General features: G+C 62.5%; 14 protein-coding genes. 7 read left to right on the forward strand and 7 right to left on the reverse strand.

Annotated elements, in window-relative coordinates:
• Window positions 1-8: 8 nt before the first annotated feature.
• Together PQR42_RS06150 and PQR42_RS06155 are read right to left on the reverse strand one after the other, a co-directional pair.
• Entirely contained in the window at window positions 9-1409 is a 1401-nt protein-coding gene (locus PQR42_RS06150) for an MFS transporter (RefSeq protein ID WP_408383566.1), read from the reverse strand.
• A 174-nt stretch (window positions 1410-1583) separates the two neighbouring features.
• Window positions 1584-2315: an enoyl-CoA hydratase/isomerase family protein gene (locus tag PQR42_RS06155; RefSeq protein WP_408383564.1), complete on the reverse strand. Its 732-nt coding sequence runs from the start codon at window positions 2313-2315 to the stop codon at window positions 1584-1586.
• A gap of 56 nt (window positions 2316-2371) precedes the next feature.
• On the opposite strand from PQR42_RS06155, the gene PQR42_RS06160 reads away from it, so the two are divergent.
• The 5 genes from PQR42_RS06160 to PQR42_RS06180 all read left to right on the forward strand — a co-directional run bounded on the left by PQR42_RS06160 (window position 2372) and on the right by PQR42_RS06180 (window position 7329).
• Window positions 2372-3163, forward strand: a complete 792-nt coding sequence (locus PQR42_RS06160) for a GntR family transcriptional regulator (RefSeq protein ID WP_408383562.1) — start codon at window positions 2372-2374, stop codon at window positions 3161-3163.
• A gap of 287 nt (window positions 3164-3450) precedes the next feature.
• Window positions 3451-4290, forward strand: a complete 840-nt coding sequence (locus PQR42_RS06165) for an ABC transporter permease subunit (protein WP_408383560.1) — start codon at window positions 3451-3453, stop codon at window positions 4288-4290.
• Complete coding sequence (locus PQR42_RS06170; protein WP_408383558.1) at window positions 4287-5033, forward strand: ABC transporter ATP-binding protein; 747 nt, start codon at window positions 4287-4289, stop codon at window positions 5031-5033. The genes PQR42_RS06165 and PQR42_RS06170 overlap by 4 nt, the downstream gene beginning before the upstream one ends.
• A 35-nt stretch (window positions 5034-5068) precedes the next feature.
• Window positions 5069-6073, forward strand: a complete 1005-nt coding sequence (locus PQR42_RS06175) for an NrtA/SsuA/CpmA family ABC transporter substrate-binding protein (RefSeq protein WP_408383556.1) — start codon at window positions 5069-5071, stop codon at window positions 6071-6073.
• Window positions 6074-6087: 14 nt separating this feature from the next.
• Window positions 6088-7329, forward strand: a complete 1242-nt coding sequence (locus PQR42_RS06180) for an acyl-CoA dehydrogenase family protein (protein ID WP_408383554.1) — start codon at window positions 6088-6090, stop codon at window positions 7327-7329.
• Between the two features lie 66 nt (window positions 7330-7395).
• Here PQR42_RS06180 and PQR42_RS06185 read toward each other — a convergent pair whose 3' ends face one another.
• Window positions 7396-8457, reverse strand: a complete 1062-nt coding sequence (locus PQR42_RS06185; protein WP_408204711.1) for an LLM class flavin-dependent oxidoreductase — start codon at window positions 8455-8457, stop codon at window positions 7396-7398.
• A 266-nt stretch (window positions 8458-8723) separates the two neighbouring features.
• On the opposite strand from PQR42_RS06185, the gene PQR42_RS06190 reads away from it, so the two are divergent.
• Window positions 8724-9176 (forward strand): helix-turn-helix transcriptional regulator, encoded by a 453-nt coding sequence (locus PQR42_RS06190; protein ID WP_408383551.1) that lies wholly within the window; start codon window positions 8724-8726, stop codon window positions 9174-9176.
• A 2-nt stretch (window positions 9177-9178) separates the two neighbouring features.
• The gene (locus PQR42_RS06195; protein ID WP_408383550.1) at window positions 9179-10519 is read left to right on the forward strand and encodes a type II toxin-antitoxin system HipA family toxin; all 1341 of its coding nucleotides are present in this window, start codon (window positions 9179-9181) and stop codon (window positions 10517-10519) included.
• 18 nt (window positions 10520-10537) lie between these two features.
• Here PQR42_RS06195 and PQR42_RS06200 read toward each other — a convergent pair whose 3' ends face one another.
• The 4 genes from PQR42_RS06200 to PQR42_RS06215 all read right to left on the reverse strand — a co-directional run bounded on the left by PQR42_RS06200 (window position 10538) and on the right by PQR42_RS06215 (window position 13578).
• A complete protein-coding gene (locus tag PQR42_RS06200; RefSeq protein ID WP_408383549.1) occupies window positions 10538-11065 on the reverse strand; it encodes a GNAT family N-acetyltransferase in 528 nt (175 codons plus the stop codon).
• Between the two features lie 58 nt (window positions 11066-11123).
• Window positions 11124-11468 carry a DUF3088 domain-containing protein gene (locus tag PQR42_RS06205; protein WP_408204707.1) on the reverse strand — a complete coding sequence of 115 codons (345 nt, stop codon included), beginning with the start codon at window positions 11466-11468 and terminating at the stop codon, window positions 11124-11126.
• Window positions 11469-11548: 80 nt separating this feature from the next.
• On the reverse strand, window positions 11549-12589 hold the full coding sequence (locus PQR42_RS06210; RefSeq protein ID WP_408383548.1) for an LLM class flavin-dependent oxidoreductase: 1041 nt from the start codon (window positions 12587-12589) through the stop codon (window positions 11549-11551).
• A 47-nt stretch (window positions 12590-12636) separates the two neighbouring features.
• On the reverse strand, window positions 12637-13578 hold the full coding sequence (locus PQR42_RS06215; protein ID WP_408383546.1) for an ABC transporter substrate-binding protein: 942 nt from the start codon (window positions 13576-13578) through the stop codon (window positions 12637-12639).
• Window positions 13579-13589 lie beyond the last annotated feature (11 nt).

A 13589-nucleotide genomic window follows, 5' to 3' on the forward strand; every position in this document is an offset into this window, starting at 1 on the left:
CTCCGCGATTACTTGAGCGGCGAAGCGTGCGGGTCGTTACGCATCGATTCGCGACCAGGGCTGTCGGTGGGTTGAAGGTCTTCGAGACGGCGGCCGGTTGGCTCGACGCCAAGCCACGCGACTACCACGATCTGGATCGCGAGCAGCCCGACCATCAGCGCCAGCACACCGACAATGCCGTGCTGCGCAAACAATGCGACGACGATAAACGGTGTGACGATCGTCGCACCGCGCCCGAGCGTGTTGCAGATACCCGACGCGCGCAGACGCACTTCAGTCGGAAAGAGTTCCGGCACATAGATGGCGAACAGCAGCGCGACCAGCACGTAAATTGGAATCGTCAGCAGAAGGCCGACGACGGGCAACAGCAGCGGATGACTGACGAACGGATAGATCACGCCGAACACGATTGCCACGAGCGACGCACCGATGATCGTCGGCTTGCGGCCCCACGCATCCGCCGTGAGCGCACCGATGGCCGAACCGATCGGCGCGCCGAGCGACATCACGAGCGCAAAGCTGAACGACCTCGCGATGCTGAAGCCCTGATGCACGAAGAACGTCGGCAGCCATGTCACGAAGCCGTACAGCAGCGTATTGATGACCACGAGCGTCACGCAGCCGACGATCATCCGTTGCAGCATGGTGCCGCTGAACAGTGAGCCGAATGAGAGCGCCGCCGCCGGCGCTGCCGATGGCTTGGCGATGACGACAGGCGGCAATGGCTCGCCGGCACGCGCCGCGACAACTTCGGTTTCGATTCGTCTCAGGATTGCGTCAGCTTCCTCGTGCCGGCCAACCGAATCGAGCCAGCGCGGCGATTCCGGCAGCGACTTGCGCATGTACCACACACCCAGCGCGCCGATGCCACCGAGCACAAACATCGCCCGCCATCCGAACGCCGGAATCAGCAGCAAGCCAATCAAGCCCGCGACAGGCAGCCCTGACACGACGAAGACAGCCATTAGCCCTTGCAGCTTGCCACGCTTTTGCGGCGGCACGAATTCGGCCAGCGTCGAGTAGCCGACCACGTTCTCCGCGCCGAGCCCGAGGCCCATCACGAAGCGGCACGCGATCAGCACGCTCATGGTCGGCGCAAGCGCCGCACCGAGCGAGGCGAGCCCAAACACCGCGAGATTGGCCTGATACGTGAAGCGGCGGCCGAAGCGGTCGCCGAGAAAACCGGTGCCGAGCGAACCGAGCATCATGCCGAGAAAGGTCATCGACACGAATATCGCGTTCTGCCCGAGTGTCGAGAAGCCAGTCTTTAGCGTCGCGCCGAGGACGGTCGACGCGACGTAGATGTCGAAGCCGTCGAAGAACATGCCGATGCCGATTAGCCACATGATGCGCCGATGGAATGCTGACATCGGCAAGCGGTCCAGCCTGGGCCCTGCGTTGACATTCATGTCTGCCTCCTGTCGACCCGAGTTGACGTGTGGACCGGCGCTGGCGCTTTAGCGCTTACTCCGGTCCCATGCCTTATACGGATTCCATGCAAGATGCTTGCCGCCAGCGAGCTGTAGATCGCGAGCCGTACCGCGATGACTTCGCGCGCGCCGAGGTGTATCGACTGGCCGCCGTCAGCGGTCCTGCATCAGACGCAGGCTGGTGACGGTCAGCATGTCGGTCGCGCAGCGGAAGTTCTGTTCGATCGGGCTTTCCTCGGCGGCCTGAAAGAACACCTTGCACTGGCGCGTGCCGGCCTCGTCGAGTGCAAGAATGCGTTCGGCCAACGCGTCCGCGTCGGCGCACAACGCATCGGGTTCGCACACACGCGTGATCAAGCCGGCCTGCAAAGCGATGGCGGGCGTCAACGGATCGCCGAACAGCACCATCGGAAACAGCGCCTTCGGCAATGCGTAGCGGCCCACATAGGCCATGATCGCGGCGGGCGGCAAGCCCTTGCGCATCTCGGGAAACGCCAGCGAAGCACGCGACGAAACCAGCGTGAAATCGCACAGGATCGCAAGACCGAAGCCGAAGCCGTGCGCGTCGCCCTGCACTTGCGCAATCGAGATCATCGACGTGGCTCGCACGAGGCGCTTCAACTCGATCAGCCGCGCGACTTCCGCGCGGATCGACACGGCGTCGCGGCCTGCGCGCTCGCGACCCGTGCAGAAGCTGTCACCGTTCGCGCGTATGCGCAGCACGCGGGCGCTGGGCGCGGCGGCTTCGCTGCGCAACGCGGCCGTCATCGCGTCGAACATCGAACCGGATATCTCGTTGCCCGCGTCCGGACGATTCAGTGTGAAGCTCAAAACGTCGCCGGCACGCTCGATCAAAACGGGCTGCTGTAGTGGACCGCGATCCATGGCATTTCCTGTTGTATAATCTGTATACAGCGTATTCACAGAATGACGAGGTGTCAATGCCTTCCAACAAAACCGCGGCCAAGACCACCGCTGCGGCCGCTGTTCCCAAGCATGCAAAAAGCGTGCATTCGCTCGATAAGATTGCGAGCAAATACCATTCGCGGATGCGCACGGTCGACGCGTCGAGCGATTCGTTGAGCGAAGGCGTAGTCGTGCCGGCGTTGCGCGAGGCGATTGTCGAGGGCGTGCTGGCACCGGGCAGCCGCCTCTCCGAAGTGCAGGTCGCGAAACAGTTGAACGTCAGCCGCACGCCGATGCGTGAGGCATTCGCGCAGCTCGAACGCGAGGGATTGGTGACGGTGCTGCCGCGCGTAGGCGCGTATGTGCGCGCGGTCACGCTGCGCGATGTCGAGGAGATTTACACCGTGCGCGCGGCGCTCGAATGTCTCGCGGTGCAACTCGCGTCTGAGCGCATCACCGCGCTTGGCACAGCGCAACTCGACGACGTGATTGAAGCAATGCGAACGAGCGTCGATGCCGACGATCCAGCCGGTTATGTCGATGCGCTCGACCGCTTCTACGCGATCGTCATGACGATCGCCGACAACCACACCTTGCAGGAAAGCCACGCCGGACTGATCGGTCCGGTGCGCCGCCTGCGGCGCATCGCCATGGCGCGCGGCGGCCGCATGCAGGCGTCTTTCAGCCAGACAGTGAGGATTCGCGATGCAATCGTGAATCAGCTGCCGAACGTGCAGGACCTGATGCGCGAACAGCTCGACGGCGCTTGCCGTGCAGCCCTGGATGTGCTGAATGACGCTGGTGATACGCACACCGAGGTCGCGTGATCGTCCGATGGGCGACGTGCGGGATCGAGGTCGTTCAACACTTGAAGTCGTCCCCGGCGTGAGTGCTGGTTGGCGGCACTCACGAGCAACGCGCTGAAACTGAAAAGCAAAGCATAAAAAACTGTTTGTCATTGCGACGTCAACCGGCCTCTAATAACAAGCTCGCCTTCCGAAGGCGCCGGCGTTTACTGATATCTACTCGGTGAAACTCATCTGCCCCAAGGTGTGTTGACTCGTACTGACTCCATATCGGAGCAGTCTTTTTTCATGGCTGATATGGAACCGACATGGCTGACGTAACTTCTTCTCGCAACAGCTATGTTTCTTCGCAACGGATGCGTGCAGGTGTTTCGAAAGGCACGCTCTATACCTGGCTCTCCTGGATTGTCCCAGCTCTGGTCCTGGTGCTGTGGGAGGCTGCGGCGCGGCTTGGACTGATTGCTCCTCAGGTGCTCCCGGCGCCAAGCATTGTCGCCGAAACCGCATTGGATCTGGCTAGAAACGGGGATCTTTTCGTTCACCTCGGCGTCTCGCTTCTGCGTGCCGTGGCGGGCTTCGTAGTCGGCGGAGTCATCGGCATCACGCTTGGCATCATGGTCGGCTTCTCGCCGTTGGCGCAGGCGCTTTTCGACCGTTCGATCCAGATGGTGCGCGCGGTCCCTTTCCTTGCGATGCTACCGCTCGTCATCGTCTGGTTCGGCGTGGGCGAGGTTGCGAAGATTTTTCTGGTCGCGCTCGCTGTTCTGTTCCCCATCTACATCAACACCATGCTCGGCATCCGCCAGATCGATCCGAAGCTGATGGAGCTCGCCAAGGTCATCGGGCTGAACTGGACCGCGATCGTGCGACGGATCATTCTGCCCGGCGCGATGCCGTCGATCCTCACGGGCGTACGTTATGCGCTCGCTCATGCCTGGCTCGCACTGGTCATCGCTGAAACACTCGCGACGACAAAGGGCATCGGCTTCCTCGCAATGGATGCCCGCGAATTCCTCCAAACCAATGTCATTTTGCTGACCATGATCATCTACGCGATCATCGGCGTCGTGGCGGACGCGCTGGTGCGCTTGCTCGAAACCCATTTCCTCTCGTGGCACGCGAATTACGCCAAAGGAGAGCCAAAATGAGCCGAAGCATCGCACTGCCCCTTGGTTCCGAAGTTTCGGCACTCGTCAACGACGATCGCGTTGGTCAGTCCGCGCTGGGCGTATCGGTACGTGGCTTGCGGCGCTGCTATGGCACGCGTGTTGTCATCGATGCGCTGGATCTTGATATCCACAAAGGCGAATTCGTCGCACTGCTGGGTGAAAGCGGGTGCGGGAAAACCACCCTGCTGCGCGCGCTGGCCGGCCTCGATCGGCCTGACGCCGGGCAGATCCGCGCGCCCGAGCGCCCTTCCGTGGTGTTCCAGGAGCCTCGCCTGCTGCCTTGGGCGACGTTGTGGGAGAACGTCGCTCTCGGTCATGAAACCACTGTCGGTCAGGCCGGCGCGGCTCGTGCTCTCGCCGAAGTCGGGCTTTCCGGCCGGGAGAACGACTGGCCCCGCAATCTCTCAGGCGGTCAGGCGCAACGCGTCGCGTTGGCGCGGGGCCTCGTTCGCGATCCCGCCCTTCTGCTGCTCGACGAGCCGTTCGCGGCGCTCGACGCGCTCACGCGAATCAAGATGCACGGACTCGTCAAGGAACTCGTTGCCAGACATCACCCCGGCGTGCTGCTCGTGACGCATGACGTCGATGAAGCACTCACTCTCGCTGACAGGATTCTCGTCATGCGCTCGGGGCGCATCGCGGCTTCCTTCCGACCCAAAGACGACACGCCACAGGAACTGCGGTCCACGCTGCTCGAAGAACTGGGCGTTCTGTCTCACTGATCGATTTCCTGTATTACTCCAAGGACCTGACAAGAATGAATGATTCTTCGCTGAGTCGCCGCCAACTGTTGCGCGCGGCGGGTGGCCTGCTGGCCGGCGCCGCTGCCGGCAGCCTGTTTCCAGCCCGTGCAGCCGAGCCGCGCAAGCTGACACGCAACACCGATACGGTTCGCATCGGCTGGGGGTACGGCAGCCTGCCGGACGTTGCCAAGCAACGCGGCGTGTTCGAAAAGACGCTCGCCGCAAAAGGCATCAAGGTCGAATGGATCGGGCCGTTCCCGAACCATGCACCGTCGATCCAGGCCGTGGTCGGCGGCAGTGCGGATTTCGGCTTCTGGGGATCGACCACGCCTGCATTGGCCGCCATGCTGGCCGGCTCACCCATCGTCTTCAATGCGTTCGACGTCTATTCCCCGCGCTCGACCGCCATCATCGTGAAGAAATCGAGCGGTATCAATTCGGTTGCCGATCTGGCGGGCCGCAAGGTCGCCATCAACCGTTCGGGGCTTGGTGAATTCCTGCTGATTGCAGCGCTGGAAAAGAACCACGTTGACCGCGACAAGGTCGAGTTCGTTTATCTGAATCCGCCCGATGCCGCGCCCGCGTTCGCGCAAGGCAAGGTCGACGCCTGGTCGATGTGGTCGCCGGCGGTGGACATCGCGCGCAATTCGAACGACGCCAAGGACATCTTCAACGAGGGACGCGACCTCGATTTCCTGATTGATTACAGCTCGCTGGTGACGCGTCGAAAGTTTACCGAAGAGAACTCCGAACTGATTCGCGCAGTGATCGACGCGTACTACGTCGAAGGCGCGTGGCAGTCGACGCATTCCACCGAAGCCGAGCAGCTCGCACAGGGAGAAGCCAAATACCCGAACCAGGTGCGCGACTATCTGGCCAGCCTGAAGCGTGTGAATCAATTCCACGAACCCGACGACGCCGCTTTCATCGCGCAACTTCAACGGGCAGCCGACTGGCTCGCGGAACGCAAGATCATCCGCTCGCGAATCAAGGTCGCGGATTACAGCATCAAGGTTTGATAGGCACCATGAGCATGTCTGACACCACGATCGTCGGCAGCGGCCGGCCCCAGCTTGTCTCGCCACTGTCCGCAACCCTCGGCTTCTCGGAGGCCATCGCCGATATCGCGTCGAGTGCGGCAGAGCGGGAACTGACGCATCGTTTGCCGTACGACGAGATCGCGCGGCTCAAGGCGCTTGGGTTCGGTGCGCTGCGCCTGCCGACCGAGGCAGGAGGACACGGTGTGTCGCTGACCGAGCTCTTCGTCGTGGCCCGCGATCTTGCAGCGGCCGATTCCAATATCGCCCATGCGTTTCGTAACCATCTGTGGCAAGTCGAAGCCTCGCTTAGACAACGAGACCATCCTTTCCATGCGCATGTCCTCGACCTGACCAGGCAGAAGAAAACAGTCGGGCTCAGCTTCACCGAAAGCGACGCAGTGGCGGCTGGCGCCCGTCCGAGCCGGGTGTTGACCAAGCTCGAATGGGACGAGACACGGCATGCCTACATCGGCTCGGGCGACAAAGTCTATGCGACGGGCAACCTCTACAACGACGCATTCATCGGCCTCGCTGTGGAAAGCCGTGCGGGCCGGACTGTGCAATACGTGCTCGACCGCGGCGAAGGAGTCAGCGACCACGACGACTGGCAGGGATTCGGCCAGCGCCTGACAGGCTCAGGCACGGCGACCTTTCGCGCCGCGATCGTGCCCGCCGCCCATGTTTATCCGCCGGATCCGCCGAAGCCTGAGGAAGCCGCGCCGTGGGGATACACGTTCCATCAGGTCTATCTGACCAACTGCATCGCTGGCGTCGTGCGACGCATCGTACTGGACGCTGTAGAGGTTCTGCGCGCGCGGGGGCGCAACTTCTATCATGGCGAAGCTGAGCATCCTACCGAAGAGCCCGCACTGCAGACGTTGCTCGGTCGTATCCGCGCGTATGCGGCCAGCACCGAGGCGACTGTAGACCGCGCTGTCGGAGCGCTGCAACGCGCCTGGGACAGTTACGGCACAAGCGACGAATATGAAACTACGCTGGCTGCCACGCTCTCGGCGGCAGAAGCCAAGGTGGTGATCGACGATCTCGCCCCGCAGATCGCCAGTTGGCTGATCGACCTTGGATCGGGCTCGGTCGTCTCGCGTGTGGGCGCTCTAGACCGGCACTGGCGCAATATCAAGGTCATTGCCTCGCATAATCCGCGACTTTACAAGGAGCGCCTGCTCGGGCAGAACTTGCTGACTGGGCGCCTTCCGCCCACGGGTGCGTTCTTCTGATCACGAACCGCGTCGTCCCTGCTTCCAGGGACGAGCGTTGGTTGCCGCCAACGAGATGCGCCGCGTTCAGGCGGAAAGCAGACGCCGAACGCGTGGCGCGACCTCTTCCGCAAAGCTCTGCATATCGGCCTCGAAAGGCTGGAACTGCAGCATGAAGAGTTCGATTCCCGCGCGGTGAAACTCGGCAATGCGGCGCGCGACCGTATCGTAATCGCCAACGAGCCCCGCGGCCGTGCCCCCGTTCGAACCGACACGAGCCGATTGTGCGAATGTCTGGATCATCACCACGTTCGGATCGATATTGGCTTTCTGCCGCTCACGCAGCGGCTTGTCCAGTTCGGCCAGCGCGAAGAGATGTTCAAGGTGAGCCTCTGCCTGCGCCTGTGTTTCGCGTGCGATCACGAAAGCCGACAGGCCGAAACGCAAAGCGTCCTGTCCGACAGGGCGGGTGCGCGCGGATACGTCGGCGATCAGACGCGCAACGTCGTCGTGCGGTTGACCGTTGATGAACCACACGTCGCCGTGCGCCGCCACCAGTGCGCGCGCCGGCTCCGACTCGCCGCCCACATAGATCCGCGGACGCGCGCGAAACGGATCGGCGGGACGCAGCTGATATTCGTCGATGCGGAAGTTGTCGCCGTGATGATTCACCACTTCGCCGCGCAACAGCGCATCGACGACCGTGATCCATTCGCGGCCGTACACGTAGCGTTCATCGTGTTCCGGAAAGCCGATGCCGGCGCGTTCGAGCTCCGGCCGATTCCATGCGTTCACCAGATTGATCGCAAAGCGCCCGCCGCTAATGTGCTCGATTTGCTGAGCCATCTTGGCGAGCACAACCGGGTGATAAAGATAGGGTTTGATGGCCGTAATGATCTCGATGCGCGACGTGAGCGCCGCCAAGGCAGCCGATGCCGTCCATGCCTCGAGCTGGTCGAGCGAGGGGTCATGCGGATTGACCGTATGCTGGGCGACGAGCACCGAGTCATACCCGAGGCGCTCGGCCTCGAGCACGAGCGCCTTGTTGCGTTCCCACGAGGCGTTATACGGTTCCGCGGGATCCTGCAGCGCCGCGCGGCTGCCATGCACGAGCGCCCAAATGCCGAAGCGTGGAGATTTGGCTGACATCGATTTGATACACGGGAAGAGGCAGATGAAGGGAGGCCCATGCTACCGCTATCCGTGTACCTCGCCTTCCAATTTCTATCGATATGCAATTGCCAGAAAGGCATTAAGGCCCTCGGATAGGTGCGTAGCCGGTGAGCCGCTCTAACAGGTTATTACCTGTATTTGCCATTTACAGGCTATTCTTTGTATTTGTCGAATACAGGATATATACTGTTTTTATCATTGACAGACCAGCTACTGTTTTTCACGACTATCCGAGGTCGACCGTGGGCTATTCCGTTAAAACTCCTCGCCAGTTGCGGCCACTTCTTGTGGGCTTCCGCAAGGCCGCCGGACTCACGCAAGCCCAGATGGCGAGCCGTTTGGGGGTCACCCAGCAGACCTACGCCCAACTCGAGGCAAAGCCCGAATCCGCGAGCATGGACCGCCTATTCCTCGTTTTGAAGGTGCTCAAGGTCGATATCGTTCTGACCCAGGTGTCGAGCCCGGCAGATCTCGAAGACCGCCTACCCGCGCGTCTGCGGACAGCGGAGTCGCCGGCCGTGACGAAGCAGAGCGTGACAAAAAAGCGCGCGACTACTACGGCCGCGAAGACGGCCGGTACCCGGAAAGCCGCCGCCGCAACGGCGCGCGGTAGCGTGCAAGACGCACCGAAGCCGCTCACACGGAAGCGAGCGGCGCCAATGGCTGCCGCCCCCAAGAAGCGGGAGGACTGGTAACAATGGGCCGCCGCGCACACGCCAAAAGCCTGAACCTCTGGATGAATGGGCTGCCCGTCGGAACATGGGAGACGACCCGGGACGGGGAGAAACTCACCTACTTCGAAGATTGGATAGCAGACGAACAGGGACGTCCTCTCTCGCTCTCGCTGCCTTTTACGGCCGGCAATCAGCCCTATCGCGGCAAGGTGGTCTCGGACTATTTCGATAACCTGCTGCCTGATAGCAGGGCTATCCGCGAGCGCATTGCAGGGCGCTACCAAACTGGCGGCACGTCGCCTTTCGAGTTACTGGCCAGGCTTGGACGAGACTGCGTAGGGGCCATCCAGATGCTGCCTCCAGACGAAACCCCCGTGAATCTCGAGCAGATCAGCGGGCGCCCCCTCGACGAGTCGGAAATCGCGCGGCTGCTGCGGGAAATAACGGCCCCGCGCGTATTGGGCCAGCATGAGCCCATCGATGACCTACGCCTGTCCATCGCCGGCGCGCAGGAAAAGACTGCGCTTCTGTGGCACGACGACCAGTGGGCCATCCCGGAAGGCAGTACCCCGACCACGCATATCCTGAAGCTACCGCTTGGGCTGGTCGGAAACATGCGCGCCGACATGCGCACGTCGGTGGAAAACGAGTGGCTGTGCTCGAAAATCGTCGCCGCGTACGGTTTGCCGATCGCCAGTTGCGACATCGCAACCTTCGAGGACCAGAAAGTGCTCGTCGTCGAGCGATTCGACCGCAGGTACGCGAGCGACGGTTCATGGATCCTGCGGCTTCCCCAGGAGGATATGTGTCAGGCGACCGGGACGTCCGCAGCGGACAAATACGAGTCAGATGGCGGGCCCGGAATCCAGACGGTCATGGAAGTTTTGGCCGGTTCAGAGCGGTCCGCGATCGATCAACGCCATTTCTTCATGACGCAAATCGTTTTCTGGATGCTCGCAGCCACCGACGGGCACGCGAAGAATTTCAGCATCGCCCACCTGAAGTCCAATCGCTATGAGGCCACGCCGATCTATGACGTCCTCTCCGCGCACCCGATCATTGGAAACGGACCGAACCTGCTTTCCGCGCGTCGGGTGAAACTGGCAATGGCGGTACGTGGCAACAACGCTCACTATCTGATCAATGATATCCGGCGCCGCCACTGGATTGCGCAGGGCCAACGAGTCACGCTGGCCCCGGCTGACGTCGAGGAGATGATCACCACCCTCACGGACATGACGGAGGATGTCGTCGCGGAAGTCGAGGCGCTATTGCCAGCCGCGTTTCCAAACGATGTATCGGACAGGATCTTTGAAGGCCTGCGACAACAAAGCGCGAAGCTTGCCGCCCAGCGGACCGATTGAAGGCAGCGCGTATCCGCGCTAGCCAGTCTGCAACGTCGGCAAAGCCTTCTCGAACAGATAGCCCGGCGGCTCGTCCTCACCGAAATCATGAGCCGACAACAGCGTATAGCCACTCGTCTGGTACAGCGCGATGGCTTCGGGCTGACGAGGACCGGTGCTCAGAAATACGCGCGTGTAGCGCTGACGAACAGCCTGCGCCTCGAGCTCAGCCAGCACGCGACGTGAAAGCCCTTGACGCCGATGGCTCCGGCTAACCCAAATGCGCTTGAACTCGGCGGTGTCCGAGTCGGGATGGCGCATGAACGCGCCGCCCGCAATCGCCTGCCCGTCGCGCAATAGCAGCACGAACGCGCCATGCGGCGCAGCGAACGCCTCGTCCGGATAGCGCTGCAATTCGTTCGAAATCTCCTCGGCATCGATCAGCCCCGCATACCGGCTGCCGTACTCATAGGCCAATTCATCGAACAAAGGACGGGCCAGCGGGTCGTGAACCGAGACGTAAGCGAAACGGTCCTCCGGCACAACTGACGAGAACACAGCTACCATGCCTTACCCCTTGCGTGTGTGGCTGGACTCCAGAAGCCAGCGCGTCGCGTGAATGAACTCAATGAAGCTTGGGGAATCCGTGGCGCTCGGCCAGCAGCGCAAGAATCCGCCTGGTATCGGTGACAAAGCGCTTGTCGCCGAGTGTCTGCGCGTCGTCAGGGATCGGATGCGAATCGCCCAGCACGAGGACCGGCAAACCTTGATGCGCTTCGTCGAGTGCAGCGACCACGTCCTGCCTTGGCCGCGGGAACGGCACGCGCTTCACATCGAGCTGCGCAGCACGCCCGGCGTCGCTCGCGAGCAACCCTTCGATCGCCACGCCGTGCGGACACACAAAGCGCTCGTCGGGATAAGCGGGATCGGTGAACCCGGGTTCCAGCAACAACAGCAAATCTCGGCTCATGGTGAACAATCCTCTCGTATTGGGTGAGTAAAAACGTATTCGGTATCGTTGGTGCCAAGCCGGCGGCAAACGCGTCACTGCTACGCGGCCGCGGGCTCGCGTGCGGCTTCGAGCCGCCAGCCCAGTTCGGGCGCGACGCGCGTGACGACATCTTCGAGAATCTGCTGATAGTTTTCGAACGGCAGGTCATACGGCAATTCGAGGCGCAGTTCGCGGACCTGCCCGACGACGGGATCCTCGATCAAGCGGCTGACGATCTCGTCAGCCGTACCGACGAGATCGGGCACGAACAGCGTGCGCCGCTCGCCATGCGGCGTCAGCGTGCGCGCATGACGCCCTTCGGCGAACTCGCGATAGCGCTGTCGCGTGCGGGCATCGGCGCTGTCGATCGGCACGATCACGCGGCCCAGCGCAATACGCGGTGCCCGCGCTTCGCTCCAATGCGACCGGAACAGATCGAGCTGGCGTAGCTGCGCGTCGCGATAATCGTCGGTTCCCTCGCCCGTCGTGATATTGCCGATCAGCAGATTGAAACCGTTGCGGCCGGCCCATTCGATCGAACGACGCGAACCCCCGCCGTACCAGAGCCGCTCGGTCAGGCCCGGCGCATACGGCGTCACACGAGGCCGCACGCGCCCCGCTGCCGATTCGACGAAGGTGTGCTCGTCGCCCAGCCATTCTTCCGCGAGATTGCGGCGCAGACGCTCGACGCGCGCGTGCGAGAAATCGATCAGTTCAGGATTGGCATCGAAGAGCCGTTCGCCGAGCAGAATGCCGTGCGCGGGCGCGCCCGCGCTCAGACCGATGTTCAAGCGGCCGCGAGATAGCACGTCGACGGTGGCAAGATCTTCGGCAAGACGAAACGGGTTTTCGTAACCCATCTGGATCACGGCCGCACCGAGTCCGATGCGCGTCGTGCGCTGGCTTGCTGCCGCGAGGAAGGTCGCGGCGGACGACACCGCCCGCTCGAGGTGGCGCTGGCGCACCCACGCGCTGTCGTAGCCGAGCGCCTCGCCGACGCGAAAGAGTTCGAGCGTCCGCTCGAAGCCCGCGAGCGGCGCTTCGTCCGGGTAGTTGCCCGGTGTCAGAAAAGCAAGATGATCAATGTGGACTGCACACATACGGGACCTATTGGTTGTTCTGGCGATGCGACGGCACCCGGTCGGGATCACGCATCCGGAAAGCCGGGCGGGTTGGTTTCCGAGTGAGCCAATGCTTCCGTTTGCAGGCCCCAGCGGGCAAGTGCCGTGCGATATTGCCCGCCACGGATCAAGCCATTCGTCGCGCTCGTCAACGCCTGCGCGAGGCCGCTGCCCTTGCGGGTCGCGATCGCGACATCGGCCTTGAACGGCCAGCCGGCGTTGACCGTGCCCACCTGACGGATCTGCCCCTGCGTCGCGGCTTCATAGGCAAGCGGCGCGTGCGGATTGAAGATGGCATCCGCGCGGCCCGACAGCAGCGCAAGGCGCTCCGAGGCGCCGTCGTCGTAGTACTGCAACGTGGCCTCCTTCAGCCCAAGCGCCGTGTTGAGTCGGTTCCATTCGAGCAGGATGCGCTCCTGGATCGCACCCGAGCCCGTGATGATGCGCAGCCCTACAATGTCCTTCGGCTCGCTGATCGACCTGATGGGGCTATCGTCCCGCACATAGAATCCGTGCAAGCCCAGCCTATAGGTCGTGAAGTCGAATTTCTGCTTACGCTTCTCCGTCACGCCGACGTTCGAGATCACCGCGTCGTATCGCCCCGAAGCAAGACCGAGCGGCCAGTCCGGCCACGCGACGGGCACGATCTGCAGCCGCAGGCCGAGGGCGTCGGCGACCAGTTGCGCGTAATCGGGATCGGAGCCGACGATGCTGCGGGCATCCGTCGCGTACGTGGCAATTGGGGCAGCGAATGGCGCTACCGCCACCGTGAAAACGCCGGGCGTGACGAAGCGATAACCCGTGATCTGGCGCAGCGCGTCGGGATCCTTCGGCGCATGCGCGCGACCTTGCTGCTGCGGGCTGAAGTCGTAAGACTGCGTGGCTGCCCGTGCTATTGCGGCGGCCCACACGATCGGCACGGCGGCCAGCGCGGCCATGCTGCTCAGGAACGTCCGGCGTTTTGTCATCGATTGAATTG

It is taken from the genome of Paraburkholderia sediminicola, assembly GCF_046027355.1.
Lineage (GTDB): Bacteria > Pseudomonadota > Gammaproteobacteria > Burkholderiales > Burkholderiaceae > Paraburkholderia > Paraburkholderia sediminicola_B.